22 protein-coding genes and 2 pseudogenes are annotated in these 23,355 nt (G+C 64.6%); 15 read left to right on the top strand and 9 right to left on the bottom strand.

Annotated features, from left to right (window positions below; translation table 11 throughout):
• Positions 1–369: 369 nt before the first annotated feature.
• Positions 370–555 (bottom strand): hypothetical protein, encoded by a 186-nt coding sequence (locus BJA_RS41035; RefSeq protein WP_063921583.1) that lies wholly within the window; start codon positions 553–555, stop codon positions 370–372.
• A 372-nt stretch (positions 556–927) separates the two neighbouring features.
• Here BJA_RS41035 and BJA_RS41030 point away from each other — a divergent pair, with 372 nt between their 5' ends.
• The 6 genes from BJA_RS41030 (at position 928) to BJA_RS41005 (ending at position 7,454) form a co-directional block, all read left to right on the top strand.
• Positions 928–1,533, top strand: coding sequence for a hypothetical protein (locus BJA_RS41030; protein WP_011090809.1), 606 nt, complete (start codon positions 928–930; stop codon positions 1,531–1,533).
• Positions 1,534–1,656: 123 nt separating this feature from the next.
• Positions 1,657–3,603, top strand: coding sequence for an AAA family ATPase (locus tag BJA_RS41025; protein WP_162494175.1), 1,947 nt, complete (start codon positions 1,657–1,659; stop codon positions 3,601–3,603).
• A 74-nt stretch (positions 3,604–3,677) separates the two neighbouring features.
• A complete protein-coding gene (locus tag BJA_RS41020; protein ID WP_162494174.1) occupies positions 3,678–4,610 on the top strand; it encodes a GIY-YIG nuclease family protein in 933 nt (310 codons plus the stop codon).
• 21 nt (positions 4,611–4,631) lie between these two features.
• Positions 4,632–5,546 (top strand): 3'-5' exonuclease, encoded by a 915-nt coding sequence (locus tag BJA_RS41015; RefSeq protein ID WP_011090806.1) that lies wholly within the window; start codon positions 4,632–4,634, stop codon positions 5,544–5,546.
• 154 nt (positions 5,547–5,700) lie between these two features.
• A complete protein-coding gene (locus BJA_RS41010) occupies positions 5,701–6,057 on the top strand; it encodes a hypothetical protein (protein ID WP_011090805.1) in 357 nt (118 codons plus the stop codon).
• 38 nt (positions 6,058–6,095) lie between these two features.
• Positions 6,096–7,454 carry a tyrosine-type recombinase/integrase gene (locus tag BJA_RS41005; protein WP_063921581.1) on the top strand — a complete coding sequence of 453 codons (1,359 nt, stop codon included), beginning with the start codon at positions 6,096–6,098 and terminating at the stop codon, positions 7,452–7,454.
• Here the strand turns inward: BJA_RS41005 and BJA_RS41000 are convergent.
• A complete protein-coding gene (locus BJA_RS41000; protein ID WP_011090803.1) occupies positions 7,451–8,500 on the bottom strand; it encodes a hypothetical protein in 1,050 nt (349 codons plus the stop codon). The genes BJA_RS41005 and BJA_RS41000 overlap by 4 nt on opposite strands.
• Before the next feature lie 861 nt (positions 8,501–9,361).
• Complete coding sequence (locus BJA_RS40995; RefSeq protein WP_011090802.1) at positions 9,362–10,027, bottom strand: hypothetical protein; 666 nt, start codon at positions 10,025–10,027, stop codon at positions 9,362–9,364.
• 87 nt (positions 10,028–10,114) lie between these two features.
• On the opposite strand from BJA_RS40995, the gene BJA_RS40990 reads away from it, so the two are divergent.
• From BJA_RS40990 to BJA_RS40970, 5 genes are all read left to right on the top strand, one after another.
• Positions 10,115–10,768 (top strand): hypothetical protein, encoded by a 654-nt coding sequence (locus tag BJA_RS40990; RefSeq protein ID WP_236842287.1) that lies wholly within the window; start codon positions 10,115–10,117, stop codon positions 10,766–10,768.
• Positions 10,769–12,268: 1,500 nt separating this feature from the next.
• Positions 12,269–12,517, top strand: a complete 249-nt coding sequence (locus tag BJA_RS40985) for a hypothetical protein (protein WP_049831783.1) — start codon at positions 12,269–12,271, stop codon at positions 12,515–12,517.
• Positions 12,514–13,155 carry a hypothetical protein gene (locus BJA_RS40980; protein ID WP_011090797.1) on the top strand — a complete coding sequence of 214 codons (642 nt, stop codon included), beginning with the start codon at positions 12,514–12,516 and terminating at the stop codon, positions 13,153–13,155. The genes BJA_RS40985 and BJA_RS40980 overlap by 4 nt, the downstream gene beginning before the upstream one ends.
• A gap of 31 nt (positions 13,156–13,186) precedes the next feature.
• Positions 13,187–14,143 carry a Fe-Mn family superoxide dismutase gene (locus tag BJA_RS40975; RefSeq protein ID WP_011090796.1) on the top strand — a complete coding sequence of 319 codons (957 nt, stop codon included), beginning with the start codon at positions 13,187–13,189 and terminating at the stop codon, positions 14,141–14,143.
• A 99-nt stretch (positions 14,144–14,242) separates the two neighbouring features.
• Positions 14,243–14,800: a hypothetical protein gene (locus BJA_RS40970; protein WP_236842155.1), complete on the top strand. Its 558-nt coding sequence runs from the start codon at positions 14,243–14,245 to the stop codon at positions 14,798–14,800.
• A gap of 60 nt (positions 14,801–14,860) precedes the next feature.
• Here the strand turns inward: BJA_RS40970 and BJA_RS40965 are convergent, their stop codons facing one another.
• From BJA_RS40965 to BJA_RS40955, 3 genes are read right to left on the bottom strand one after another with little or no spacing between them, the layout of a single operon-like run.
• Positions 14,861–15,667: an ABC transporter permease gene (locus tag BJA_RS40965; RefSeq protein WP_011090794.1), complete on the bottom strand. Its 807-nt coding sequence runs from the start codon at positions 15,665–15,667 to the stop codon at positions 14,861–14,863.
• Positions 15,664–16,260, bottom strand: coding sequence for an ABC transporter ATP-binding protein (locus tag BJA_RS40960; protein ID WP_011090793.1), 597 nt, complete (start codon positions 16,258–16,260; stop codon positions 15,664–15,666). The genes BJA_RS40965 and BJA_RS40960 overlap by 4 nt, the downstream gene beginning before the upstream one ends.
• Positions 16,261–16,264: 4 nt before the next feature.
• The gene (locus BJA_RS40955; RefSeq protein WP_011090792.1) at positions 16,265–17,299 is read right to left on the bottom strand and encodes a Cj0069 family protein; all 1,035 of its coding nucleotides are present in this window, start codon (positions 17,297–17,299) and stop codon (positions 16,265–16,267) included.
• Positions 17,300–17,875: 576 nt separating this feature from the next.
• Between BJA_RS40955 and BJA_RS40950 the strand changes: the two are divergent.
• From BJA_RS40950 to BJA_RS43480, 4 genes and pseudogenes are all read left to right on the top strand, one after another.
• Positions 17,876–18,265 (top strand): annotated as a pseudogene (locus BJA_RS40950) (hypothetical protein).
• A 49-nt stretch (positions 18,266–18,314) separates the two neighbouring features.
• Positions 18,315–18,548 (top strand): hypothetical protein, encoded by a 234-nt coding sequence (locus BJA_RS40945; protein WP_028150846.1) that lies wholly within the window; start codon positions 18,315–18,317, stop codon positions 18,546–18,548.
• A 14-nt stretch (positions 18,549–18,562) separates the two neighbouring features.
• Positions 18,563–19,465, top strand: a complete 903-nt coding sequence (locus tag BJA_RS40940) for a DUF1259 domain-containing protein (RefSeq protein WP_063921577.1) — start codon at positions 18,563–18,565, stop codon at positions 19,463–19,465.
• A gap of 90 nt (positions 19,466–19,555) precedes the next feature.
• A pseudogene (locus BJA_RS43480) lies at positions 19,556–19,678 on the top strand (superoxide dismutase); the annotation flags it as partial.
• A gap of 54 nt (positions 19,679–19,732) precedes the next feature.
• On the opposite strand, the gene BJA_RS40935 reads toward BJA_RS43480, so the two are convergent.
• The 3 genes from BJA_RS40935 to BJA_RS40925 form a co-directional block, all read right to left on the bottom strand.
• Positions 19,733–20,248, bottom strand: coding sequence for a hypothetical protein (locus BJA_RS40935; RefSeq protein WP_011090789.1), 516 nt, complete (start codon positions 20,246–20,248; stop codon positions 19,733–19,735).
• 71 nt (positions 20,249–20,319) lie between these two features.
• Positions 20,320–21,723 (bottom strand): TAXI family TRAP transporter solute-binding subunit, encoded by a 1,404-nt coding sequence (locus BJA_RS40930; RefSeq protein WP_011090788.1) that lies wholly within the window; start codon positions 21,721–21,723, stop codon positions 20,320–20,322.
• 354 nt (positions 21,724–22,077) lie between these two features.
• The gene (locus BJA_RS40925) at positions 22,078–23,187 is read right to left on the bottom strand and encodes an AI-2E family transporter (protein ID WP_236842154.1); all 1,110 of its coding nucleotides are present in this window, start codon (positions 23,185–23,187) and stop codon (positions 22,078–22,080) included.
• Between the last annotated feature and the right edge of the window lie 168 nt (positions 23,188–23,355).

Below are 23,355 nucleotides of genomic sequence, written 5' to 3'. Positions count from 1 at the left end.
ACTTGCAGCGGACGAAACTCCCCACTTTCCGTTGACGCTAGGGCTACCCCTCCACGGCCGCGGCGACTTTATCATCGTGGCAGAAGCGTTCGCCAGCCCAACGCTCGTCGATGGACTACACTTCAAAGGCTCTCGCATGACGCAATCTGATCGGTGTCGATCCGGACGGCCTCGTTCACGTGTCGCAGCGGCTGTTGGCCGATTGTAGGGATCCCGACGTGCTGAAGGCCGTTGGAGCGATGAAAAAGTTGCGAATTCGAAAGCCCCGATCGTAAGAGGATCGGCCGGATCGCGTGCCATTACGCTTCGAAATGTACCGGGCCGCCAACTAGTCGTCCGTCGGCGCGGCGCGATCGGCTTTGGGCCTGATCACGACTTTCGGGACTTCAGCGCCCGCTCGACCGCCTTCTCGATGAATTGCCAAGCTTTCAGGTCGGACTTGGCTGCAGCTTCTTTGGCTTCCGCAATCAGGTCCGGCTTCATGTAGATCAACATGGCCTTGCGCCCGTCACGCCGTGTCGAGGACTTCGTGCCGGCCTTTGCTGCCTTCGGCATATCCTTCCGCACCCTTCTGTATGATCCGGAGAGACACTAGCAGGCAGCCGCGGCGCGGCTAAGAGGCATGCCCTCCAAAGCTGTTGATGACTCCGGCGATGGATATCGAATAGATATCGATCAGATATCTGATGGATATCTTTTTGGTTGACTTTTCGCGCAATCCGTGATCTATGGTGCGCCTCTCAGGCCACGTGCTTCTCCGATAGCGCACCTCGCGTGGAGCGGCTCCCAAGGCAGTCTTTGTCGGGATCCGCATCTCGCCGCCGAGGCAACGTCGACGCCAACACGCCCGCTTCAACGCGGACGCCGCTCGCCCGAAAGTCGAGCGGCGCCCGCGCTTGCCGTTCCGAACGCCAACAGCGAGGGTAGATGCAGAAACGTCCGAACCTGTTCATCGGCTACAAGTCCGCGAAGGCTATTCCCGTCCGCGATCCCATGGTGCGCGACTATCTCATGCAGACGACGCTGGATCCGACGGTCTACGTGCTCGACTACCAGGCGACCGTGATCCACGAGGACCGCGTCCTGCCGGTGAACGGCATCGTGGTGGAACGCTGCGGAGGCCGCTACGCGGTCGATCTCCTCGACGTGCGCCCGGACTCCGATCCGAGGGGCGAGGCCCTGCTCCAGCTCGCGTTCGAGCGGGGCTGCGCGGGCGTCATCGAGGTCTCCGCCGCCGACATCCGCGCCGAGCCCCGCCTGTCGTCCGCACGCGAGGTTTGGGCCCACAACCGGATGTACGTCCACGCGGACGACCGGGCCCGGATCGTCGAGGCGCTCGAGAGCGAGGGTCCGCTCGAGTTGGCCACCCTGGACCGTGCGGCCGAAACTCGCCGCGAGGCCCGCGCGGTGATCTGCGCGCTCGCCTGCGAGGGCACGGTCGAACTGGACCTGCGCCTCGGGCTGGGCGCCGACGCGCTCGTCACGCTCGGTAGCCGCCGCCCGGCGCCGCGGATGCAGGGCTTCGTCGCATAGCTCCGCTCGGCTTCGCGGGGCCGGGCTCGCCCGGCATCGCCGAGAACGTCGCGCGACCGGATGGCGCCTCCGCGCCGGCACCGGTCGTCAGGCGCGGGCAAGAGCGAGGACGAGACCTCCGGCATGAATTCAGAGAACGACGCGGCGGCCGACGGCGGCTACATGGACGAAGAGTTGCAGGAAGCCCCGGCCGAGCCGGAGGCGCCGTTGGGGCGCGTCGAAGCGTCCCGCTGCCTGGCCGACGCGGCGCTGGCGGCGGCGCTCGCACCCGAGGTCGCCGCCCGCCTCGGAGGAGCCGAACAGATCGCGCTGACGGTGCGCGTGCCGTCGGCGGAGTGGGTCAAGCCGATCGGCGCGGCTTTCCGACGGCTCGAAAGCCAGTTGGAGATCATCGCACGGGACGGGAGCAGCCGGTCCGGGCACAAATCCGACGCGGGCAACGAGGAGGTCGGGCGCCACCTCTCCCGCGGACGCTCGGTCGTGGGCATCGCCCATTCCGTCGCGCTGCTGCCGCGGGCCCTGATCGCCGCAGCGGACGCCGCCCTCGAGGTCAAGTCCGACGCGGCCGTGGTCGGGACCGCCATCGCGCGCCACGTCGGAGCGCCGCCGCCGGACGGGCCGATCGAAGGACTCGGATCTCTCGACTTCAACGACCTGGTCTCGGCCTTCCGCCCGGGCTCGGACGCGCCGGAGATCGTTGAGCGGCTGCGGTTGGCCGGAAAGCGGATGTGCTCGCCCCGTTCCGACCGCTTGCCGCGCCTCCTCGACGCCGTCGAATACGGACCCGCCAGGGAATGGGGGCTTGCGCTTGGTTTCGATTTTTCCGAATGGCGCGCCGGGCGGCTCGCCTGGCGCGACGTCGGAGGCGCCGGGGCGAACGCAGTGTTCGTCGGCGAGAGCGGTCTTGGCAAAACGTTCTTCGCCCGCGTGCTGGCCGCCCATCTCGGCATTCCGCTGATCGCCACCTCCATCGCGGAGACATTCGCCTCGTCGGCGGGGTATCTGGATTCCGTCATCAAGGCGATCAGGGAGACGTTCGCGCGTGCGGAGGCGAGCGCGCCCTGCGCGCTACTGTGGGACGAGATCGATGCTCTACCTATGCGTGCATCTTTGGATGGGCGCAGCTCTTCATGGTGGACCCCCGTGGTGACCGAGTTCCTGACCCTCCTGGATTCCGCCGTCTCCAGCGAACGCGTGGGAGTGTGCGTTTGGGCGGCCACGAACTACGAGAACCGGCTCGATCCCGCCCTGATCCGACCGGGCAGGCTCGAGCGCGTCATCCGCTTCGCCCCGCCCGGTCCGGAGGGGCTGGTTTCCGTCGCGCGCCATCACCTCGACGGCGAACTCGCACAGGCCGATCTGTCCGACGTCGGCCGGCTCGGCATCGGCCGCGGACCGGCGGGCATCGCCGCCGCCGTCAAGGAAGCAAGGCGCGCGGCGAGGCACGCCGGCCGCGCGCTCGTCCTCGACGATCTGGTCGAGGCATTGGCGCCCCGGGCGGACGTCGATCCGACGACTCTCGCGCGGGTCTGCGGGCACGAGGCCGGTCACGCGGTCGTGGCCCTCGCGCTCGAGGTCGACGAGATCGTGGCCGTCGACGTGATCGGCACCGCGGACTCGCTCGGCCGCACGATGATGCGCGGGCGCGAGGCCGTGGAGACGCGGGCGACGATCGAGGACCGCGTCACCGCCCGGCTGGGCGGACGCGCCGCCGAGAAGGTTCTGTTCGACGGCGACTGTTCGGCCAACAGCGGCGGCGGCGAAACGAGCGATCTCGCGATGGCCTCGAAGGCGATTGCGGCTCTGCATTTTTCCGAAGGACTCGGCGGCGGGCTCGTCTATCTGGGCGACGACGAGGCGGCCGCCAGCATGCTGCGGCTCGACGCGCGGTTCCGCGCCACGGTCGAGGCCGACCTCGTGCGTCTCCACGACCGCGCGGTCGCCATCCTGCGGCGCGAGCGGCGGGCTCTGGAAGCCATCGCCGCCGCGCTGGCCGACCGCCGTCACCTCGGCGCCGACGAGATCCGCCGGCTCTTCGACGCGAACCGCTCGCGCACCTTGCGAGAGTGACCCGGCGGCGGGTCCGCGACCGAGACGGCCGGCTCGATCCCGGCCGCCCCCCTATTCCCAAACGAGGAGCGACCATGACCACGGACATCGACCGACCCTCCACCTCGCTGGTCCACCGCCCGTACGGCGGCATCTGCGGCTACCGTCTGGTCTCCGACCGCGCCACGAGAGTGGTCGTGCATGCCTTCCCGATGTCGGACCTGTCGCGCGTCGCGTCGGCCGGACTACTGGGCACGCCTAGCGCCTACGTGATGAGCGACGGCGCCACGGCCTATTTCGGCGAGAGCCGCAAGCCTTCCCGCCGGCTGTCCGAGCACGCGACCGACCCGGCCAAGGCGTTCGCCCGGGACGTCTTCGTCGTCGGCGGCTGCGCCGGCGCCGCCTTCGACAAGCTGCTCATCGTCGATCTGCAATATCGCCTGACGCGCCTCGCGCTCGAGGTCGGCGCGGTCGAGGTCTGGAAGGGCGCGAACCCGCCGTCGCCGGACCTGACCGACGCCGAGCGCGTGACCCACGACCGCATCGTCAGCGATGCGCTCAGGCTCCTGCGCGACGCCGGCTGCAGGATCTTCGATCCGGCTGAACGGCTCAAGGCGGCGCCGCCGCGACCCGAAGAGGTATCTCCGGAGGAAAGCGCGGATGCCGCCGATTCCGGCCCGATGGCCATCGGCGTCGCGACGACGCCCGCGGGGTCGGCGGAATTCGAGCTCCGGTACGGCGGTCTTTGGGCACGCGGTTACCGGGCGGGCGACAAGTTCGTGGTCGCCAGCGGGTCGGAGGTCCGAACCGCCACGAACGGAAGCGTCTGCGCCCTGACGCGCTCGCGCCGCGACCAATTGTTCACCGCCGGCGTGCTGTCGCCGATCCCGGGCGTCCAGGACCGGCGCAGGCTGGCCGTCGCGATCGAGTTCGCCTCCGCGAGCATCGCCGCCAAGGTCTTGGCGGGCGCGCACACGACCGGCGGCTGGACGCCGCGCGATCCGTCCCGCACGGTCTGGCTGCCGTAGCGGACCAAGAAGGCGAGGAGGGTGGCGGACGGAGATACGACGATGCGGGACGAGGAGGACATGGCGGCCCTGCTGGAATCCACGGGGCGATACCGCGTGCTCCGGCGGCTGGCGCCGCGCGCCGCCTACCATGCTCCCGACGGGACCCCGACCCGGCGCGCCGTGTTCATCGACCTCGAGACAACGGGTCTCGATCCGGTCGCGGACGAGATCGTCGAGATCGCCATGGTCCCGTTCGACTATTCCGACGACGGGCGCATCTTCGCGGTCCACGAATCCTTCGCCCGCTTCCGCGATCCCGGCCGGCCGATTCCGCCGGAGGTCTCGGCCATGACCGGCATCACCGACGCGATGGTGGCGGGCGCGGCGATCGAGCCGGCGGAGATCGAGGCGTTCCTGGGCGACACGGCTGCGCTGGTGGTCGCCCACAACTGTTCGTTCGACCGCCGCTTCGCGGAGAGGTTCTGCCCCGCCTTCGCGCATCTGCCGTGGGCGTGCTCGTGGGCCGAAATCCCCTGGCGGGAGGAAGGGTTCGTGGACGGCACGAAGCTCGTCCATCTGGCGGCGGCCTGCGGCTTCTTCCACGAGGGTCACCGCGCGGTGCACGACTGCCTCGCCGGCATCGAGCTGCTGTCGAGGCCGCTGCCGCGCAGCGGCCAGCGCGCGCTCGCCGTCCTGCTCTCCTCCGCCAGGGCTCCGCGCTGGCGCGTCCGCGCCGCCGGGGCTCCGTTCGAATTGCGCGAATCCTTGAAGCGCAGGGGATACCGGTGGGATCCCGGCGAGCACGGCGGGCAGCGCGCATGGTTCGTCGACCTGCCCGAAAGCGACCTCGAGGTCGAGAGCGACTTCCTCCGCCGCGAGATCTACCGGCGGGACGATCTCGAAGTCGAAGCGCGCCGTCTCGACGCCTACGACCGCTACTCCGATCGCTCCTGATCCGGCTGGCAATTGGCCCCGGCGGTGCGATCGGGGGGCGCGTCCTCAAGGATTCGAAAGTGGTTTCGTCGGGCGCCGCCTTCCGGCGTGCGGGAGTGCCCGTGGGGCGCTCGTCACCAAAGATTCGATCTGATCTCACCCGCGGGAGGACCCGATGAAATCTCAAGGATTCGAAGGTTCGCTCGCGGACGTGATCAGGCGCGGATTCGAGGGTCGCGCCACCCTGGATTTTGCCTCCACGGCTAAGCTGTTGAATATGAACCTGAAATCGTTGCGTCGCCACGTGAAGTCGGGTAGTATCGGGTTCCGCGCGACCGGTTTGGGCCGCCTCAGGGTGCGACGGGAGTTCGCCTTGGAGGATGTGCTCGCCTTCTACGAGAGCGCGTTCCGGAAGGTGGAACCCGGGTCCGGGCGGACCGAACAGATCGTCCGGACACGCCGGCTCGAAGGCAGCGATTTTCTGGAAGGCAGAGCGAAGCGGAAGGCGGCGCGGCGGTCGGGAAAGGCTTAGGAGCCCCCTGCGGCACGGAAGGCATGCGAGAGGTGTCCATGACGACGAGAGAGCTGAAGGAAGCCAAGACCGGTGGGTCGAAGAAGTCCGGGCAGCGCCGGAAAACGCCCTCCTGGGTGTACAAGCCTGCCAAGAGCTCGTTCTGGTGGACCTGCTTCGACGTCGACGGGAAGACGCACTCGAAGAACACGTACACGCGGAACAGGCGTGCGGCCGAAAAGATCGCCCGCGAGCACCGGGCTGAGGTGCTGGCGGCCCGCGCGGCGCGCCCGCCGGTGGCGCTGAAGGGCGATCTCACCTTCAGCCAGGCAGCCGAGCTGTATTGGAACGACATCGGCCGGCATTCCAAGAAGTCGGGACAGCTCGATGCCGACCTGGAGCGCATCGTCCTGATGGTCGGACCCGAACGCATGTGCAGCACCATCACCTCGAAGGACCGGATCGACATCCGGACCAGGCTGCGCGACGGGATCCGACCGCCCGGGATCGGCAAGCGGGGCCGTCCGCTCAAGGACCCGAATACCTACGGGACGAAGCGGATCAACGACTACAGCGACCTCATCCCCCGCATCATCCACCACGCCGAGGTCATGCGGGAGACGACCTTCAATCTCCGCCGCGAGCGCCGCCATCCCGGCGACAGCGACCGCGAGAAGGAGGGGGTCCGCCACCGCAAGCTGAAATTCGAAGAACAGCGGCGTCTGGAGAAGGTCATGGATCGCGATCTCGCCGACATGGTTCTGTTCGACCTCGAAACGGGAATGCGCGAGGAGGCGCTGTGCACGCTCACTTGGGGCCAGATCGAGTGGTCGCTCTGCGAGGTGACCTTCCCGCTCAAGACGAACAAGCGCGACCCCGTCATGCACACGGTCGACCTGACCGAGGAAGCCATGGCGATCCTCTACCGGCGCTTGGCGATGCATGAGGCCGAGGGCGTGGGCGTGACCTCCGACGACCGGGTCTTCATGCTGCGGCTCCTGAAGGACAATACCCTCAACGGCAAAACGAGGCACGCGGGCGACCTCGTCCCCGTCAGCCCCCGGCTGCTCATCGACCGCTTCCGCAAGGCGTGCGACGCGGCACTCATCGACGATCTCGTCGTGCACGACCTGCGCCGGACCGCGGGACGGCGCGTCTACGACGAGGAGGGGTCGGACATCGAGGCGGCGCGCGCCTTCCTCGGCCACGTCGACATCGAGACGACCAAGAGGTACCTCGGCGTCAAGGGGACCAGCATCAACAAGCATCTGCGTCGCCGCAGCGCGCGCGCTCGGCTTGCGAAGGCGGAGCTCGACAGGGCCGCCGCGAACGCCGGCGCGGCGCCGGGCACCCGCGAGCACGCTCTGCATCTGGTGGTCGGGGGACGGAACGGACCGGGGCCGACCGGCGTGGCCTAGCCTCGCAGCGCCCAGCCCCCTGGACGCGCCACGATCGTCTTCGCCTTGGCTTCGCGCTTCAGCCGCTGCGGCAGCCAATCCGGATTGAGGTATGTGATCTCGGGTTGCAGCGCGGCCGAGATCGCCGCACGCCTCATCGGGCCGTTCCGGAGGGTGGCGAGCGCCCGTTCCCACAGGAAGTCGGCGAACTCGCGCCGGAAGATGGTGATGGTGTCGGGAGGCTTCACGGCGATGCGTTTGGTGGGAGCCGGTTCGTAGTCGAACCAGCAAGACCCGCTTTCGGTTTGAAAGATTCGGGAGCCGGCCAGAGCGACGGGAAGGTCGCGGTAGGGCCGGTTCGTCGCGAACGGCACCCTGCCGGTGTCGATCAGCCGTTTGGGCATGAGCGGCCGGCCGGCGCGCCTGAGTTCGAGCGCCACGGCCTTGGCCACGGGAGGGTCGATCGCGTCCCGGTAGTCCGATGGTTTGACGAGCCGGTTCAGACGCTCCTCCCTCGCCCTGAGCACATGGGTCGTTATGCGCGCGTCCCGCTCCCGCTTCTCCTCCGCGGTGGGCTTGGGGGGCCGCTTCCTGACGTAAGCCGGTTTCGGCGGCTTCCGGGGCTTCGCCTTGCGCTGCTTCGCCGTCGGCATGCCCGGCGGCAGGACGTTCACGGGCACGCGCTCGGCCATGCGGGCGCGCCGCATCCGCCGGCCCGCCAGGAAGTCGCTTTCCGCCGACGCCAACGGCATCCCGCTGCCGACCGGAGCCGGCGGGTCGGGATCGGGCGCCTCCCCAGGGCCCCGGTTTCGGTCGTTTCCGCCGGTGCGCTTTCGCTCGGCGCGCCCAATCAGGAAGTCGCCGATGGGCGCCGGCGCCGGCGCAGGATGCGGGCGGTCCCCGCCGCGCTGCGCGCGTTCGGCCCGCCAGCCCGCCAGCAGGGGCTCGATCTCGTGCGGTCGTCCGCCGCAGCGCCGGCACACCGCCGTCACGGTGACCTTCTTCGCCGAGCCGCGCACTTCGGCCTCGGCGTCGGCCGCGGCGTACACCTCCGTTTTCGTCGCCATGTTACGGGGATTCTCCTGCCGCGGAGACTTCTGCGCGCGCCCGCCGTCGAGGGCTTCTCGGCGCCGCGCGGCGTTGGGCGGAGGGGCGCTCGCGGAGGCGCCGCCGCGGCACCGGACTCCCGAAAAACTCCCGAACCAGCCTCCAAAAATCCAAAAAACCCTTGTAAAATAACGGGTTGTTGAAATGGCTCTTAGAGCGCCACACTGTAAATGCGTTGGCTTTTTGGGTGTTCTGCGGGCCGCCGACCCGCGCCAAATATACGCTTGTGCACCAAAGGCTTAGCAATGATGGCAACCCGCAACCCTTCCGGTCCAATTGGGGAACAAAAGGCCAACAGAGGCAAATAGGAGGTCGCAGACTCCCGGAAAATTCCCGAACCTTTCCGGCTTGGCGGAGGCTCGGAAATCGAGGTCTGAATTTGCGGCTGTTCCGAAAAGCGTTTTCCCGATCGTCACACCTCCCATGCCGTTGCCGCTCGAGCGGACAGGTCTGAAGGGCCATGCCCGGCCGACCGGCCAGCGGCTTCGGACGCACCGTTCGGCAGCGAGTTGATGCCATATGGGGGAGGCGGCAACCGAGCGGGTGGATCGGCGCTATCGCCCTCAGGGCTTCTCCGGCAACTGGCGAGCCCGGTGTTTCCGTTCCCGCCGGCCGGCTCCACATCGGACCGGGGATCGACCTGCAGCTGCTTCCCTCCGAGAGCCCCAAGTCGGTCGACGGTAACCGGCCTGGCCCCGCGACCGGCCCCCGCCCTCGCACCGATCGCGCGACTTCGTCCGGGCGGGAGGCTGACTTTCGGGACGTGGGAGCGGGGCTGCCCAGGGACAGGATCGATTCCTCAGCGCCGGCGGCCGGTCGTCTCATAGGTGGGCCGCCGTCTCCTCGACGCCTTCGGCCAGGAGCTCGATGAAGCCGATCAACGAGATCGGCGAAAAGGAGATGCCTCCGACCGCCGGCACGCGGAAGGAATCCATCAGATGGACGAAGTCCCATTGGCCTCCCGGCGCTTGGGGAAGCGTCAGGGGCTCCGAGGCGAAAATCTTCCGGTGCCGGGGTCCTTCGCGCTCCCAGCGGTCGATGATGCCGAACAAGATGGAGCCCCGGCCGTCGCTCCACTGGAGGCCCACGCCCTGGATGGGCAGCGCCGCGCCGCTCGCCACCATGGTCCAGGTCGCCTTGAAGATCGAGGCCAGCTCGTCTTCGAAGGTCGCGCCCACCGACGTGCCATGCGGCTTGTCGCCGTCGATCTGAAGGGTCATCGACGCCAACCGCGGCGTCACACGCGCGATCGCGTCGGGGCGGACCTGGCTCCCGATGCCCAAGAGAAGCCATGCTCCGTCCATGGCCAGCGCTTCGGCGTTGTCCGAGCGCGTGCATGGCACCACTCCGGCGACGACGAGCGCGTTGATGGCCGCCTTGACCATCTTCCGGTCCAGGTTGAGCCGTTCGGCCACCTCGCGGCGAAATCCCTGCGTCTCGAACAGCTTCCGCCTTGCCTGGCTCGATCTCTGCGCTTCGTCCGACATGCGATCTCCGGTTTTGGGTCGCCCGGCTTGACGGGCGCGTTCCTTTTCTACAGAATTAAATTCTGTAGAGTCAAAGAGCCGCTCGTGATGGTTAATTCTCGTCAACTTGCCGAATGCGTCGCGACGGCCATGGGCAAGCCGCCGACCTCGACCGCGCAGCACGCCAAGAACCTGCGGGAAGCGAAGGGTGCCAAGGAGGAGGGGGTGCCGCTCGTCACCGCCGGCGGTCGGGGGCGCAACGCACCGACGATGTCCCGCAAGGATGCGGCGACATTGATTTGCGCGATCCTGGGCTCAGACGCGGTCCAGGATAGCGTCAAGACGGTCGAGTGGATGCGGGACTTGAAGCCGGAGTTTCACGGCTACCGCTTCAGACGACCTTACGGGCGCTTTTGGCGCATTGCCGATGTTGAGATCGGCATCCGGCCCGGCCACGACGTTGTCGAAGCGCTCGCACGCGTTCTCGAGTTCTTTGACCGCGAAGCCGAATACAAGACGGCTTTCGAGGGGTACCGACCGGCGAGCCTGGACATCTACTTTCGCCTCTACGTCGAATTTCCCCAACGCTTCGTCTCTCTGACTTTCGGCGTCAGGCGCCTCGTTTCAGCCGCGTGGACGTACGGACGCCGCCTCGGCCTCCCGGACAAGCAGGCGCGGTGGATCGAGCAGGACGAGTTGCGCGAGATCGCTGCAATCACGAAACCACCTTCAAATGAATTGCCCAAACAGACATTTGATTAGCCACAGTGGAGTACAGTTTCCTAAGGCGATCGGCGATCGGCAGATCCGTCGCAAGCAATCGACAGTTGGCCGAGTTATTGATGATACGAGGGTACAGTAAATGACAGAGAAGAGAGTATCGTCACCCGAGGTCGTTCGCGTTGTCGTAGGCGAGAAGCCGCCCGCTACGGCTCTTGCATTAATGTGGGGCGTTCGAGGCGATGAGCCGGAGGAGATTGCAGCACGTTTCCGGATCAGCGTGGCGGAAGTCGAAGAGGCGATTCTTCAGCACGGTCACAACTATCCGAAGCGCCCAAAGCGCCGCCGTCGTCGTGTCTGACGGAAGAAGCCTGCGCGCCGCCAGTGTTGGCCTTGCCGACGGCGCCGACTATCCACAAGCGCAACGAGGTCGAGCGTGACCCCGCATACGCTTCCACCAGTCGGCCTGTTCGTAAACTTCGCGCCTCATCTCGGTTTTCCGGCATTGTCAGTGCCCAATGAGATGCGCGGTGACGGATTGCCGAGCGGTCTGATGATTATAGGTCAAGCAGGCGACGACGGGCTATTGGTCGATGTTGCCGAACGCCTCGCCGCCCGGTTCGCGGCGGCGCGATTCCGAGATCCCGTGGCACCGCCCCGGCGAATGCCGATCATGTACCAAGTGACGCTTTGCCGGCGCTGAGTCGTCTATTGACGCTGCGCCGCGTTCTACGCTTTTGCGGGCTTAAGCCGGCACCGCTGCGTCGCAGAAAACGAGGGCTACAGAGCGTTCCGATGTCAACTGCTCGGGCGGCCGATCCTGCCGGCGGTCAGTGCATCTGGGGGCGCTGATCGCCTCGACGGCATTCAACTAATGGCCCCTCGTCTGAAGTTAGGACGCGGCAGTGGCGGAGAGAGTGGGACTCCCTTCCCCGATGCCGCGAATTCGCGAAAACCGCCGAAAAATAAGGATTTCTATAACGCCCGGCCGAGTTTTGTGACCACCGCTGTGTACCACCTGGTCGGCCGATTCGGCCTTCAATCTCGGTCGATTTCGAGGCGTTCGAAGTCGCCGTCTTAGAACACTTTTTAGAGGTTACGTGGTCACACTCAACCCCTCGGAGGGCCTTCGAGAACGCTTCTGCAAGGAAGCCGACGGCCAACGCGATGATCCCGCCCGCGATAGCTCCTGTCAGGCGTGGATGACGACAGTCTCCGTTACCGTCGAAGGATTCAGACTGCCGCTGCCAGTCACTATCGTGATGGCAGCCCCTGATGGGCCGCTGAGAGCGCCTCCGGCGAGGCCGGCGTTGGCGCGGCTGGGCCGCCGCCGAATAACGGTTTCCCATGACGAATCCGCGAAAGGATATTCAAGAGGTTCGCGCTCATCCCCGCGCCGACCGCAGGCGATCACGGTGCCGATCGCCGCATATTGCATTTCTCACCTCGCTGAATTATGAAGTGCCTAGGGGAAATGCAGGCTCCCCTTGAGGCTCCGGTCCAAGAACTGTGCATCGCTCGACTTGTCGAGGAATTGCACACATGGACGAAAACTGGCCTCCCATTCCTACCAATGACTTTCTTCTGCCGTCTGCTTCTGAGCGGACGTCTGCAGATGACGATCCGCCGCAAACGGCGTTGACGAAATCTGCCGAGTGCTCAGCCGCCTACTACCGCAATAAGACAGAAGTACGCGACGGATTCCTGATCGCGCTGCGCGCAATGGAGCTTGCCGATTTCGAACAACATTCCGAACCGGTAACGCTTCCCGTAGGGAGCGCAAAGCCGTGAGGACGCGCTATTTCCCCTGCCTGCTCCCGATCTGCATGCTCTTGTTTGCGTGTGGACCGACGGCATCGCATCCTTCGGCCGATACGGTCACATTCGATACGTCAGAACGGCTTGCCGATTTTGATTTTGGCGCCTTAGGCGACGGGGGTCCGCCGAAATGGTCGATCATTGATGACGACGCCGGTCGAGGATTGGCGCGGACCGCATCCGAGCCAAGCGAAAGCCGCCTAGCGTTCGCCTTTTACCGGCACTTCTCCGGACGTGACGTCTACGTGTCGACGCGCTTCCTGACCAACGGCAAGAACGACCCCGCGGCCGGTCTGGTCGTTCGGTTCAGATCGCCTGACGACCACTACGCCGTACGCGCTGACGCGATCGAGAATAGCGTCACCCTGTACCGCATCGCCGCCGGACGGCGCGAGGTGCTCGGAAGCATGGACATCGGCGTGTCGGGCGAGGCGCGGCATACACTTGGTATCGCGGCGAGCGAGGACCGCTTCACGGTATTTTTCGACGGCAAGGAGCTTTTTGTCGCGACCGACAGAAGATTTCCGGGCCCACCCGGCAAGGTCGGCCTTTGGACCCAGGCCGACAGCACGACCCTGTTCGAAAGCCTCCAAGTCTCATCCCTCCATTAGCTGGAAACCCAGACGACCAAAGGAGTTTACGATGCGCTACCAACTGGCACCGCTTCACTGTCGTCCCTGGACGTTGAACGGGATCTCCGCTCGCCTCATTGAAAGCCACTACGAAAACAACTACGGCGGGGCCCTCAATCGCTTGAACATCATTTCTGAGGAGATCGAGCTCCTCGATCTCGGCGACGCCCCCAACCCGACCCTCGCCCGGCTGAAGCGCGACGAGATTGTCGCGCTCAACTCGACGCTTCTGCACGAATTCTATTTTGCGAGCCTCGGCGGCGACGGACGCGTGGTGCCGGACGACCTCGCAAGCGCCATCGCAAAGGATTTCGGATCGGTGGATCGCTGGCGCCAGGAGTTCGTCGGCATCGCGTCCGCACTGGCCGGCGGCTCGGGCTGGGTGCTGCTGACCTACGTTCCGCGCGACGGACGGCTCATCAATCAGATCGCGTCGGAACACAGTCAAAGCATCGCTGGCGGCGTCCCGATCCTCGCCCTCGATATGTACGAGCACGCTTTCCACCTGGAATTCGGCGCGAACGCCGGCGCCTACATCGCGGCCTTCATGCGCAACATCGATTGGTCCGCCGTGAAGCAGCGTTATGAGGATGCCATCAAGGTCGCGCCTCCGCGCCCGCTCGAGCAAAAGGAGTTTGGCGACGTGCCAGCGATCTCCGTTGAGGAAGTCCGGGAGATGATGAAGTTGGGGACGCCGGTTCAGATCATCGATACGCGCCCGAAGCACTACACCGCGAAAGCCCAGGACATCATGGACGGAGCCGTATGGCGCGATCCCGAACGGCTCGACGACTGGATTGGTACCCTGTCGAAGACCGAACCCGTCGTCACGTTCTGCGTCTACGGCTTCCACATCGGGTGTCAGACGGCTTCGGCACTACGCAAGGCGGGATTTGATGCCCGCTATATGGCGGGCGGACATTACGCTTGGAAGGCAATCAAGGGCCCCGTGAAACTCTTCGAGTGACCCGGTCGGCCCGATAGCGCGGGGACCAGCCCAATGCCTCACCTTCAACGCTGCAGCGCCATCATCGCAACCATGCTTTTCTTCGTTGGAGTGAGTGACATGTCGAATCATGTGATCGGCTTCGAGAGCACGCAGACGGGCGCCGCCCCCGAGGGCTGGACCTCGACCCTCACGGGATCGGGCGACCCAAAATGGACGGTCGAAAGCGACGAGACGGCGCCGTCTAGATCGAAGGTGCTCAAGCAATCCGGCCGGGCGACGTACCCGCTGCTGCTGAAGAACGACAGCAGCATCAAGGACGGCTTTGTCGAGATCAAATTCAAGGCCGTCGCGGGATCGCAGGACCGCGCCGCCGGTATCGTCTGGCGGGCAAAGGACGCGAACAACTACTACGTGACCCGGGCCAATGCCCTCGAGGACAACGTCGTTCCCTACAAGACCGTCACGGCGTCCGAAGCCCGCTCGACATCGTCGGCCGCAAGGGAGGATACGGAACCAATGTCAAGGTTCCGGCCGACACCTGGCACAGCCTGCGTATCGACTTCAGCGGCTCGCGCTTCCGCGTCTCCTTCAATGGCAAACAACTGTTCGAGGTCGAGGATTCAACCTTCGCCGGTGCCGGCAGGATCGGACTGTGGACTAAAGCCGATAGCGTGACGCTGTTCGATCAAATCACCTACGGCGAAGCGCAATAGGCAGGGAGAATGACCGGCGCTTTTAAGCGGACTTTTCAGCGGGAATTCGATCGAGGCGTAATCGATGTCGGTGATCGGTGAGCAGGCGAGCGCCCCCCATCACTGCAGCCAGGGTTCCCAATCCTGTTCCACCGGCGATCAAGAACATGATTAAGAGCTGATATTTAACGGCGTCTACTGGTTCGACGCCCGCGAGGATTTGACCGGTCATCATCCCTGGCAAAGAAACAACGCCGATCGCCGCCATGCTGTTCATGATCGGCATGAATCCGCTTCTCAACGCGTCCCGTACTACAGGCAGCAGGGCTTGGTGTCGAGTACCGCCCAGCGCAAGACAAGCTTCTACCGCGGCTCGTTCGCGCACCAGGCTGTTCGTGAGCACGTCTAGGCCCAGGCTTATTCCGGTCATGGTGTTGCCCAGCATCATGCCCAGCAAAGGCAGCGCATAGCGCGGATGATACCAGGGATCGGGGCGTAGCTCCGTCAGGAGCGCGAACATTGTGACGGTACCGGCGGCGAGCAGCGTGCATCCGGCGCCCAGACCGTACTTCCAAACGCCCGGAAGGCGCCGCTTCTGCCGCGCGACGATCTCCCGCGAGGCGAAGAGGACCATGATCAGGGCGGCGAGAGCGGTCCAGAGCGGCGACACTGCGGCAAACAGGAAGGTCAGCACGTATCCGACGAGGACGAGCTGGACCACCATGCGCACGGTCGCAATGGCCAGTTGCTTCTCAAGCTTGAGGCGGAGAACAAGCGAGAAGACGCCGTCCATGACGACAAGGAGCGCGGGTAGGACCAGATCGCCATACGAAAGCTGGATGTAGGTCACGGCTGGCTTTCCTCGATGCCGCCGTCGGGCCTCATCGCAAAAATCCTTGACCCGATGCGGCGGGCTTGAGCGTTGTCGTGGGTGCTCCAAACGACGCTCGTTCCATCCGCAATGCGTTCGGCTATCAAGGATTCCACGGCCGTGGCGGATGCGGAGTCGAGCGCCGAGGTTGGCTCGTCCAGCAGAAGCACGCGCGATCGCAGCATGAGCGCCCGCACAAGCCCCAATCGCTGTCTCTCGCCGGTCGAAAGTCTTGGGATCGGCCAAGGTCCGCAGTTGTCCGGTAGCCCCAAGCGTGTGACCAGAGGTAGAGCATCGTCCCAGACCGCGAAGTGTTCCTGCACGATGTCGGACCACCACCCGGGCTCGGCGGCGAGGTAGGTCACTCGCTTTCGCCAGGCGGGGGCGGGCATCGCTTCCCTCAGCGTTCCGTCCAGCTTGACCGTTCCCTCGTTGGGATCGAGATCCGCGATGGAGCGAAGCAACAAGGTCTTCCCGACCCCGGAAGGCCCTTGCAGGGCGACGCATTCGCCGTCCTGCAAGTCGAATGACACGGAGATGTGCAGGCGCTTGAGCCCGTTGACCGTCAGCATGGCGTCAAAGCTTGCGCCGCAACCGGTCGGCAACTCGCCTCGCGATCTCCGCCGGCGCCTCGCTTGGGTAAGGATGCACCGAGCTAACGTTGATCTCACCGAGCACGTAGCTGTCGCTCCCATCAGCCTGGACGGGGCCAAGCATAAAATCTGCGTCCCAGATCATGGGCAGGTCGTCTCGCCCAATATCCAGCAACGAGATTAGCTGGGGCGTCCACTCGTCCTCCATCAACCGACGCAGCCGCTGGAAGCGCGGGTCCGCGTTGGACGAATAGAGCCGTGGGCCAGCCTCGGAACGCGCGGCCGGCGAGTCGACCAAAGCTTTGACTTTGTGGTGGCCGAAGCCCGCGCAGCGATCGCCGGCCATGTAGCAGCGGACCACGCCCTCGTTCAGGCGAGGCTGGAACGCCTGGTCGGTCACGCTGCCGTTCTCGAAATACTCCACGCAGCGACGGAGAAAGTCATCCAGCGTCAGTTCCTCGGGCGTGTCCTTAGTCGCGTCCAGGACCTTGATCATAGAGGATGTCGGCAGCTTCTCGACCTTCCAGACGCCTTGGCCCCCGTTGCCCCGGTTGCGTTTGATCACGCGCGGACCGGCAGCGAGCCGGATCGGCAGCTCGGCGCGCATCGCCGCAACGGTTTGATACAGCGCCGTGTCTGATCCCCAACCCATCGAGCGGGTGCGATAAAGAACCTCCTTGGTGCCCATCTTGAGAATGACGTCTGGATGAGCGCTCACCCACACGCCCTGCGCGGCGACGTCGCGCAGCAGCGCATCGAGACCGGCGCGATTTCGGCCGTCTTGAACCGGGTTGACCCAGACGAGCACGCCGTCCACTGCGAGAAGTTGTTCGCGGACGGCGTCAGCGAAGCTTTCGTCGTAGATCGCGGGGCGCCCTTCGACGCCGACGGCGGCAAGTGCTTCGAAGACGTCGACGAAGCGGCTGTTTTTCGAGGTGGCATCTCGACGTGCGACGGCGTCTCCTCGCGAAAGGATGGCGACTGTACGTCGAGGAGAGGGTTGTCGTTCGGTATCCATGCGCAAGCTCCACGTGTTGCGTGCTGCGCAGAACTTGGACCGAAGTCTCGCCGGGAGTCTGCTTGATCCCGCCCGGGGCAGTCTACGTGAACTCCTTCGGACGTTTCAAGATCGTAGCAATAGAGCTACCAACCTCATACCAGGCCCCCGGTCCACCGGGACTCGAAGCCATTCCAATGAGGAACCTTGACTGGCTCAACAACGCTTGTCGCCCCCGTCGAACGTGGGGGCTTTGAAAGATACCGACCGACCATAACGAGGCAGGGAAGTTCCGGAGCCTAAGCCTTCGCGTCTGGAGGAAGCCGTCAAGATCATCGAAGAGTATGCGAGCGATCTCCGGAAAATCATCAAGAAGATAGTCGGCGGTTCCATTGAAGCTCAACGTGGCGCCAAAGCGTCGGCTTAGTTCCTAGGATGAAATCTCCGTGACGTCCGTCTGATGATTTCTTGGAATCCTTCGCCATACCCAGGTTGACAGCCGCTCCATCCGGGCTTCTATTCGCGCTACGGGGATGTGCGATCTCCCCGAGAGGCGCCATGCCCAAGAATCGCGTCCTGATCTACCAAGGGCGCAGCATGTCAGCATCGTACACCTCCATTTCACCCGACAAACTGTCGATTGATAGGCACGGCGGTCGATGTGCGCATCGACGAGGACTTTTCGGCCGACCCGCGCCTGATTCCTGGCACCGTGCGGCGCTCGCATCTCGACGTCTAGGATTGGGCGTCCCGCCTAATGGGCCAAGTCCGTCGTCGTGGTCTGCCACAAGAGCAAGAAGCTCAGCGAAGGCGCCGCGGCCTGGCTGCGGTGCGGCAAGGTCGCTGCCGAGATCCTCGAAGGTGCGAATGTTCGACGACGACCTCGAGCAGTTGAACGTCGGTTTCCTGCTCTACGACGCGTTCTACCGATGGTGCCGCGACGGGACCAAGGAGGCTCACAACTGGCCGATCAACAAGGTCAGGTGAGGCCGGAGGCAGGACGACTTCTGGGGCGGGGACAACCGGGAGATGAGACATGCGAAAATCGACGATTCATCGGGCAGCGCTCTTCGTTGCGCTTGCGGCAGGGCTCTCCCCCGCCCACGCCCTGACCCAAGAAGAGCTGGTCGCCAAGATCCAGGCTGCCGGCTACTCGCAGGTGAAAGACGTCAAGTCCACGGCCGAAGGAACCACCGCCAAGGCAGTGAAGGACGGCAAGCCGGTGACGCTCATCATCGACAGCAGCGGCCAGATCAAAGAACGTTACTGACGTGGAGGAGCACGATGAAACGCACAGTCTGGCCCCTGGCCGTGATCGGCATCGCTCTCGCCTACCTGCCCTTCGTCTACATGGCACGCGCGCAAGCTATCGATTGGCAAAAGGTCGACGAGACCCTCGGCAGGAAGGCAGCGGTCTCCGACGACGTACATCGCTACGGCTTCCCGCGCAGCGACCTATCGGTGAGCTTGGACGGCGTGACGATCAAGCCGTCGCTGGCACTGGGCGGCTGGGTCGCGTTTAAGCCCGGACACGGCGGCGCGATGGTCATGGGCGACCTTGTTCTGCTCGAGACCGAGATCAATCCAGTGATGGCGAAGATGATCGCGAACGGCCTCGAGATTACCGCCGTGCACAACCATCTGCTGCGGGCGAGTCCGGCGACGTTCTACATGCACGTCGCCGGCCACGGCGACCCCGTCAAGCTGTCCTCGGCGATCCACGATGCGTTGGCCGAGAGCAAGACGCCGTTGACCGTCGGGGCGCCGGCGAGCCCGCCGCCGGCCGTCGATCTCGACACGGCGAAGCTCGACCAGATCATCGGCGTCAAAGGCCAGGCAAACGGCGGCGTCTACCAGTTCAACGTGAAGCGGCGGGACCCGATCACGCAAGAGGGCATGCCATTGACTCCCGTCGGTCCTATGGGTGTGGCGATCGGCATCAATTTCCAGCCCACCGGCGGCGGGAGGGCCGCCATCACGGGTGACTTCGTGTTGACCGGCGACGAGGTCAACCCGGTCATTTTGGCGCTGCGGGCGCACGGCATCGAGGTGACCGCGCTGCACAGTCACATGCTCGATGAGCAGCCGAGGTTGTTCTTCATGCATTTCTGGGCGAGCGACGACGCCGTGAAGCTTGCCAAGGGTCTGCGCGCGGCCCTCGACAAGACTGCCAGCACGAAGGGTTAAGCCAAAGATCGACCGAAGGAGCCGCCTGTTTCTTTACGAAACCAGGCCGTTGCCGTTCGATCCGAACTCGATCAGCGGCATCTCGGAAACAAGGTGGAGGGCGGAGGATCGGGATGGGTGATCCTTTCCTCCTCGCCGCGCGACCGGCGGCTCATCAACCAGTGGGCAGCCGATCATACGACGACGCTTGCGGAAGGCCGCCCGGTGCTTCTTGAGCGACTGCTCCCAAACCGACGACCGAGCCCGCTCGTCGCGGTGAGGCGCCGCCTACTTGAGCCGCCTCGCCCCGGCAGAACGGAATTGGGATTGCAGTCTCGACTTCAGATTCCCGATCAGCTCCAGAGCTTCAGAGAGCATTCGGCGAGACGTCCGCCATGCCGCGGTGGACTCCAGATAATCCATCATTCGTCGCCAATATCCGTACCCCCAGGCGAAGAGAGGGATCGACAGTAGTTTCTTCTTGTTCAGATGAAAAAGTCTTTCGACGACGGTCAACTTCAGGACTTCCGCGGCAATGAAGACGATCGCTCCCGGGAGAAAATGGCCCGTACCGAGCAGATAGGCACTGAGCGGCTTGGCTGGCTCCAATATGACGACGGGCACCGCAAATAGGGCGAAGGACTGATAGGGCCCCAACGACGTTACCCAACGCCGAACCCGTTCCAGCAGCCTCTTTTTGCCGAGCCAAGCGGCGATCGGTCCCGTGACGGCCGAGAACAGCGCATCGACGGTGAAATAGACGGTAGCGATACCGAAGATTGGTATAGTCCAGAAGCGCGCCATTTGATCCTCCGACCTGAGAAGGCAAGGCGCACGAAGCCAAGACGTTCCGCGAGGAGTCCTGCCGGGGGCGCCTACCGGCGGGAGGCAAGGGTTGGACCCGGAGATTTTGCCTGATCGGCGGGGTCGCTCTGCAGCGTCGTTCGCCGTTCGGCGACGGCATGATCGAACAGTTCAAGAACCAGTCCGAATGCGGTCAGGTCATCTTGTTCGATCGCTCCATCATCGTAGCACTTCAGGGTTTCGCCGATAATCGCGTCGACTTCCTGTTGCGATGTTAGAATGTCCTGTTCCGACCCGGCATTGCGAAGCTCCGAGACCACGGCGAGAATCCGGTTGCGATGGCTGGTGGTGTCGTCCCGGTCGTCCCGATTCAGATAGCGACGCAGCCAGGCGGCGGCCGAACCGATCCCGGAAAGAAGAAGCAAGGCAAACCAGAAGTAGTCGCTGTACTTGTCCAGAAAGGTCCGCTCGGTCCCGTTAATGACCGCCGCGGCGCCCCGATGCACGGAGGGCTCCGCCTCCTTCTCCGTCTCGGGCTTCGTGATGTGCGCGGCGCCGGCGACACGTTGCGCGATCGAGTCGCGAACAGCGAAAAGCTGCCGGTAGAAGGCCGCCGCCTTTGCTTCTGAAAGTTCTTTTCTGGCAAGGATGAGATGGTTGACGCTGATGGTGTCGACCTTGTCCTCGGGCCAGGCCGGTTTCGCGTTGAAGACACTGCCCGGAATTTCCTCGGCTTCGTAGCGGGCGTTCTTCAGAGCGATCGCCTCGGATGCTTCGACTGGAAGGAACTTCGGAGCTCCGCGCGATCGCGAAGTCGCCGCGATCGCGGCGGCAGTGATCTTGCTGTCGAGCGGGCCGACGGCGAGATAGGCATCGAGGGTGGCGTCTTGCGCAAGTTTTTCGATATCTTCGGTCCCGAATTGGACCGTCGCTACCTTGTCCGGCTCGACTCCGGAGCCCACCAGAATCGTCCGCAGGAGTGCGAGGTTAGCTCCGGTCCGTCCTATAATGCCGACTTTGCGACCCGCCAGATCGGCGATTTCTCCGATTCTGCCGGTGGCCTTTTTGGAGTTTTTGCCCGGTCTCCCGGAGGGCGACCAAAGCACGACGTAGTTCTTCCGCAGGACGGCCAGTGTCTGCGCGTCGGCAGGCATGCCAAGGTCGCCGCGACCGATTGCCAGGTCGGCTTTGCCGACGCCAAGCAAAGCCAAGGATTCGGCCGCTCCTTCCGTCGTGATGGGGGAGAGCTTGACCATCCTGCTCTCCTCTTCGAAAGCCTCGGCCATCGCTTGGACCACCTGATGATCGTCGCTGCCTGCGGGTCCGACGGCGATCCGGAGGGTCTCGGGCTGCAAGACGTAGAAGAGGGCGGTCGCTGCGGAACCGAAAACAACAAATCCCAGAGCCAGCACGATCAATAGCCTTCGTTGGCGTCGATCGTGAGCATTCCTGACTGAGTAATCGGACGGTGACATCAGCAGAACCTACGCGAACAAAACCCTGCTTGGGAGCTCCAGGTTCGCCGCTGGGAACTTGGGCGAACCTGTGTCCGACCGGAATGTTCCGTACGCGCGACAACGAGGTCACGAAGGGCCGGGATTCGACTGCGAAAGAGTCCCTCTTCGCGCGCCGATGGCGAGCCGGCCTTCGGCGATGGGCACGTCAAGAGGGGAGGACGAAGGCCGCTAGACTGTCGGCGGCCCGAGAATAGGCTTTTGCCCGGCAGCGATTCCCCTCGCCTTCAGAACCCATAAGCAATCTTACCAAGCTGGCGCCGGACGTGGGCCGCGGCCGTATGCCGTCGCCACGCAGAGATACCGCTGCTCCGACTAGTCGAACTGTGTCGCCGCGACGGGTCGGAAGACCCATTCACGCCACACCGTCAACAGGGCCGCCATGACGACCGGCCCGAGGAATAGGCCGATGAGTCCGAAGGCTGCCAGGCCGCCGAAGATGCCGACGAAAGCGAACAGAAAGGGCAAGCGAGCCGAACCACCTACCAGCACGGGCCATACAAAATGATCACCGGCGAGCATGATCACCGCTCCCCAGCAGAAGACGCCCGCCGCCGCGGCCTCGTTTCCGTTCGATATCAAGGTCAGCGCCGCCGCAGAAAATGCCGCCCAGGCACCGAAAGGGAGCATCGCGAAAGCGGTGGTGAATATGGTGAACATGACGGCGTTCGGCACGCCCGCAACGAGATAACCGACGCCAATCAACAGCCCTTCGCCGACCGCGACCACGACGGTGCCGTTCACCGTGCCGCGGATGGAATCGACAATTTTCTCGACCACGCCTTCGCCGGGATGGCCAAGGATTCTTTCGCTCGTTTCCAGGAATCGGCTCGCGACGGATCGGCCGTTGCTGAGCAGGACGAAGAGCGCGACCAGGGAAAAGAGCAGCATGAACATGCGATGCAGCAACTGGCCTCCCAAACTATTGAAGAGATCCGACGCGTTATCGGCGCTGATCGCTTTCAACCAGCCGGTCGCCGCCTGCGGATCCGAAAGGTTGGCGCGCCACCACTGCTGCGCGATCTCCGCCGCAATCGGCAGGCGGGCGATCCAATCCGGCACCTCGATGCCGCTCTCGCGGGCCTTCTTTAGCCAAGCCGCGATCTCCCCGCTCTGCTGTGCGACCTGATAGATCGCAAGAGCCATCGGCGTGAACAGGATGACGGCAACGAAGCAGGTGAATGCGAACGCGCTCCAGCCGGACGGGCCCGACATCACGCGATTTGCGAATGCTACGTACAGGGGCCACAGAGCAATGGCCAGTATGGTTGCCCATATCAACGCGGAGAGGAAGCCCGCCGCGGTCCAAAGGGAGAGTGCGACGATCGCCAGAGCGAACACGACGCGCGCATTCTTGCGTGCGTCCGATCCAAGCGGCAACGGCTTATGCCCCGGTTTCGCCCGGGCCTTCTCCTTGGAATCCACCGATCCGGATTCGTCCGGCTTCTTTCGACTCACGCTCGGATTTGCTCGTCCCACGTTTCCCTACATCACTGGTTGCGCCGAGAAGCGGAAAGCGCCTCGCCGGAATCGGATTACCTGGGTCGGTAGATGGCGTGGAAGCGGAGGGTTGCAGGGTGCGCCAATGCGTCG

The organism is Bradyrhizobium diazoefficiens USDA 110 (genome assembly GCF_000011365.1).
In the GTDB taxonomy this organism is placed as follows: domain Bacteria; phylum Pseudomonadota; class Alphaproteobacteria; order Rhizobiales; family Xanthobacteraceae; genus Bradyrhizobium; species Bradyrhizobium diazoefficiens.
This window is presented reverse-complemented; position numbering and strand designations above follow the sequence as displayed.

Excerpts from the sequence above, each read along its gene's own strand:
- BJA_RS41035 (WP_063921583.1), bottom strand. The coding sequence starts at position 555 with ATGCCGAAGGCAGCAAAGGCCGGCACGAAGTCCTCGACACGGCGTGAC.
- BJA_RS41030 (WP_011090809.1), top strand. The coding sequence starts at position 928 with ATGCAGAAACGTCCGAACCTGTTCATCGGCTACAAGTCCGCGAAGGCT.
- BJA_RS41025 (WP_162494175.1), top strand. The coding sequence starts at position 1,657 with ATGAATTCAGAGAACGACGCGGCGGCCGACGGCGGCTACATGGACGAA.
- BJA_RS41020 (WP_162494174.1), top strand. The coding sequence starts at position 3,678 with ATGACCACGGACATCGACCGACCCTCCACCTCGCTGGTCCACCGCCCG.
- BJA_RS41010 (WP_011090805.1), top strand. The coding sequence starts at position 5,701 with ATGAAATCTCAAGGATTCGAAGGTTCGCTCGCGGACGTGATCAGGCGC.
- BJA_RS41005 (WP_063921581.1), top strand. The coding sequence starts at position 6,096 with ATGACGACGAGAGAGCTGAAGGAAGCCAAGACCGGTGGGTCGAAGAAG.
- BJA_RS41000 (WP_011090803.1), bottom strand. The coding sequence starts at position 8,500 with ATGGCGACGAAAACGGAGGTGTACGCCGCGGCCGACGCCGAGGCCGAA.
- BJA_RS40995 (WP_011090802.1), bottom strand. The coding sequence starts at position 10,027 with ATGTCGGACGAAGCGCAGAGATCGAGCCAGGCAAGGCGGAAGCTGTTC.
- BJA_RS40990 (WP_236842287.1), top strand. The coding sequence starts at position 10,115 with ATGGTTAATTCTCGTCAACTTGCCGAATGCGTCGCGACGGCCATGGGC.
- BJA_RS40985 (WP_049831783.1), top strand. The coding sequence starts at position 12,269 with ATGGACGAAAACTGGCCTCCCATTCCTACCAATGACTTTCTTCTGCCG.
- BJA_RS40975 (WP_011090796.1), top strand. The coding sequence starts at position 13,187 with ATGCGCTACCAACTGGCACCGCTTCACTGTCGTCCCTGGACGTTGAAC.
- BJA_RS40970 (WP_236842155.1), top strand. The coding sequence starts at position 14,243 with ATGTCGAATCATGTGATCGGCTTCGAGAGCACGCAGACGGGCGCCGCC.
- BJA_RS40960 (WP_011090793.1), bottom strand. The coding sequence starts at position 16,260 with ATGCTGACGGTCAACGGGCTCAAGCGCCTGCACATCTCCGTGTCATTC.
- BJA_RS40955 (WP_011090792.1), bottom strand. The coding sequence starts at position 17,299 with ATGGATACCGAACGACAACCCTCTCCTCGACGTACAGTCGCCATCCTT.
- BJA_RS40945 (WP_028150846.1), top strand. The coding sequence starts at position 18,315 with ATGCGAAAATCGACGATTCATCGGGCAGCGCTCTTCGTTGCGCTTGCG.
- BJA_RS40940 (WP_063921577.1), top strand. The coding sequence starts at position 18,563 with ATGAAACGCACAGTCTGGCCCCTGGCCGTGATCGGCATCGCTCTCGCC.
- BJA_RS40935 (WP_011090789.1), bottom strand. The coding sequence starts at position 20,248 with ATGGCGCGCTTCTGGACTATACCAATCTTCGGTATCGCTACCGTCTAT.
- BJA_RS40930 (WP_011090788.1), bottom strand. The coding sequence starts at position 21,723 with ATGTCACCGTCCGATTACTCAGTCAGGAATGCTCACGATCGACGCCAA.